The following is a 2403-nucleotide window of genomic DNA, read 5'->3' as shown; positions in this document are numbered from 1 at the left end:
GCGCGGCACGGCTCGACGCGGATCGGCTGCGCGAGCATCGACGCCGGCCACGCGACCGCGCGCAGCATGCCGAGCGCATCGCGCTGCATGTCGCGCGCCGGATTCAGCCGGTTCACGACGATCCGCAGCTCGCCGCCGGCCCGCAGCGCACCGAGCCGCGCGGCCGTGGTCGCGCACGCGGTCGGCTCGGGCGGCACGACGACGAGCGTGAGGTCCGCGCGGCGAATCGCCTGTTCTGCCTGCGTCGACGGATAGCGCGCGGTGTCGATCAGCACGACGCCGTCGGCCGGCAGCGCGATCTCGTCGAGCGCGCGCGACAGCCACGCGGGATCGGCCGCGAGCCGCGCATCGCACGCGGCGGCGCCGGCCGCGTCGACCTGCCCGTACGGGACGAACAGCACGCCGTCGGCGTTACGCCACGTATGGGCATGCCACGGCTCGCCGCCACCGAGCAGGCTCTGCGCGAGGCCATGCTCGGCCAGCGAGTCGAGGCCGAGCGTCGCGCCCATCAGGTTCTGTGCATCGAATTCGACGGCGACGACCGGCCGGCCACGACGCGCGAGCAGCACCGCGAGCGCGGCCGTGAGCGTCGTGCGGCCCGCGCCGCCCGTCGTCGACGCAATGGCGATCGTCTTCATCGGGCCGCCTCGCCGCTATGCTCGCCGCGCGCCGCATCGGGCAGCAGCCGCCCGCGCAGCGCGACGGGCACGAGTTCGCACGGCACCGCGTCGCGCCGGTCGATACCGCGCGGCGCATGAAAACCGCGGCCGATGCCGAGGTGCTGCGCGACGATCCACACCGGCACCGCGATCACGATGCCGACGATGAAACCGATGACGATTTCGGCAATCATGCGACTCCCTCCTTGCGCAGCGGCATCGCGCTGCGGACGGCGCTGCGCTTGCGCGCGGCGGGAATGACGGGTTCCGGCGCCGATGCATCGACAGCCGCGGCCGTCGGTGTCGCACCGATCGCCTCGAGCGCGACGATCGTATCGATGGCGTCGATCGCGCCGCTCACGTCGCTCGCGTCGCGCAACGCCGCGCCGGGGTCGGTGCGAACGGACGGCTTGTGCGTCGCGCCCGCCGGCGGCGTGGCCGCGAACAGATCGCTGTAGTCGGCGATCGGCGCGCGCCGGTTCTCCGCCTTCAGCGCATTGAGCTCGGTGTCGATGCTGCCGTGGCCGAGGCAGACGACGCGGTCGGACAGCGTGTCGACCGGCACGTCGAAGATGCGCGCGAGCGCGTCCTCCGCATCGGCCGGTTCGCACGCGAACAGGAACACGTACAGGTGCGCGGCATCGGCCGTCACGACGTCGCCCGCGCGGCGCGGCCGGCAATGCCGCAGCGCGTCGACGTGCGACACGCCCGGCAGCAGCGCGATCTTCGCGAGCGTGTGCGGCAGCGCGAGCACGGCGCCGCGATCGAGCACCGCGCGAATCCGCAGGCAGAACGCGCCTACCGGCAGGTAGCCGAGCACCGAATCGCCGAGCGCGGCCGCAAGCGCCGCACGATAGTCGGCCGCGACGGGCCGCGCATAGAGCTGGCCGCGCAACGCGTGCACGGCGGCCTGCATCCGCGAGACCGGCAGGTCGCGCGCGACGACGCGGCTCGCGCCGACGCTCAGCACCAGCATCTCGAACTGCTGGCGCAGCACTTCGCCGCGCTCGACGACCGCGATCTTCAGCGCACCGCCGCACTGCCGGCGCAGCGCGTGCACGTCCGCGCACAACGCTTCGAGCTGCGCATGCGAGCGGAACACGAGCACCGCGGTGGCGGCCTGCGCATGCGCGCAGGCGGCGACGACGGCCGCGTTGTCCTCGACGATCTCCCAGCCGTCCGGCGCGCGGTTCGTGCCTTCGAGCACCGCACGGCTGACGACGACGCGATCCTCGTCGCTCGCGATCTTCATCCGGCGCGCGGGCTCGGTCGCGCCGCCGTCGACGTTCGCCGACAGCCGGCCACCCGGCGCGAAGCGCAGCGGCCGCACTTCGCCGGCCGCGAGCGTGTCGCCCGCCCGCCAGAAATCGACGACCCACAGCAGCTCGCCGTGCGTGCGCTGCAACTGCGCGACGCCCGAGCAGATACCGTGGAAACCGCTGCGCGGCGTGCGATCCGCATCGCGCACGAGCGGCGCATCGTCGGTGCGCGCTGCGCCGCCCGCAGGGGTCGCTTCGGGATCGAGCAGCAGCACCAGCGCGATCCGGCGCGTGCGGCACCAGTCGGCGAGTGCGTGCGCCTCGTCGGCGAGCGCGATCGGGTCGTCCCAGCTGAACCAGCGCTGCGCGCCCTCGACGAAATACAGCGAGCGCGCGCGAAAGCCGTAGCGCTTCAGCGCGCGCAGGCCGCCGGTCAGTCGTGCGAACGGGCCCGGTGGCGCGCGGCGCGGGGCGTCCGCGATTGC

The 2403-nt window shown here is 73.9% G+C and carries 3 protein-coding genes; all 3 read right to left on the bottom strand.

What is annotated here, in order from left to right:
- Positions 1–638 (bottom strand): cellulose biosynthesis protein BcsQ (gene bcsQ, locus G3N96_RS38425; protein ID WP_206140466.1); only part of this gene is annotated, 638 nt, incomplete at its 3' end.
- A complete protein-coding gene (locus G3N96_RS38420) occupies positions 635–853 on the bottom strand; it encodes a hypothetical protein (RefSeq protein WP_089439809.1) in 219 nt (72 codons plus the stop codon). The genes bcsQ and G3N96_RS38420, both read right to left, overlap by 4 nt.
- Positions 850–2403, bottom strand: a 1554-nt coding sequence (gene bcsE / locus G3N96_RS38415) for a cellulose biosynthesis protein BcsE (RefSeq protein WP_206140465.1), incomplete at its 5' end; no start/stop codon positions are given. The genes bcsE and G3N96_RS38420, both read right to left, overlap by 4 nt.

The sequence above is a fragment of the Burkholderia sp. Se-20373 genome, from assembly GCF_017104705.1.
Taxonomy (GTDB): Bacteria; Pseudomonadota; Gammaproteobacteria; order Burkholderiales; family Burkholderiaceae; genus Burkholderia.
The sequence above is the reverse complement of the archived record's forward strand: the minus strand, read 5'-3'. Positions and strand labels throughout refer to the sequence as shown.

What these genes read in the sequence shown, in the direction of transcription:
- G3N96_RS38420 (WP_089439809.1), bottom strand. Translation starts at nt 853, where the DNA reads ATGATTGCCGAAATCGTCATCGGTTTCATCGTCGGCATCGTGATCGCG.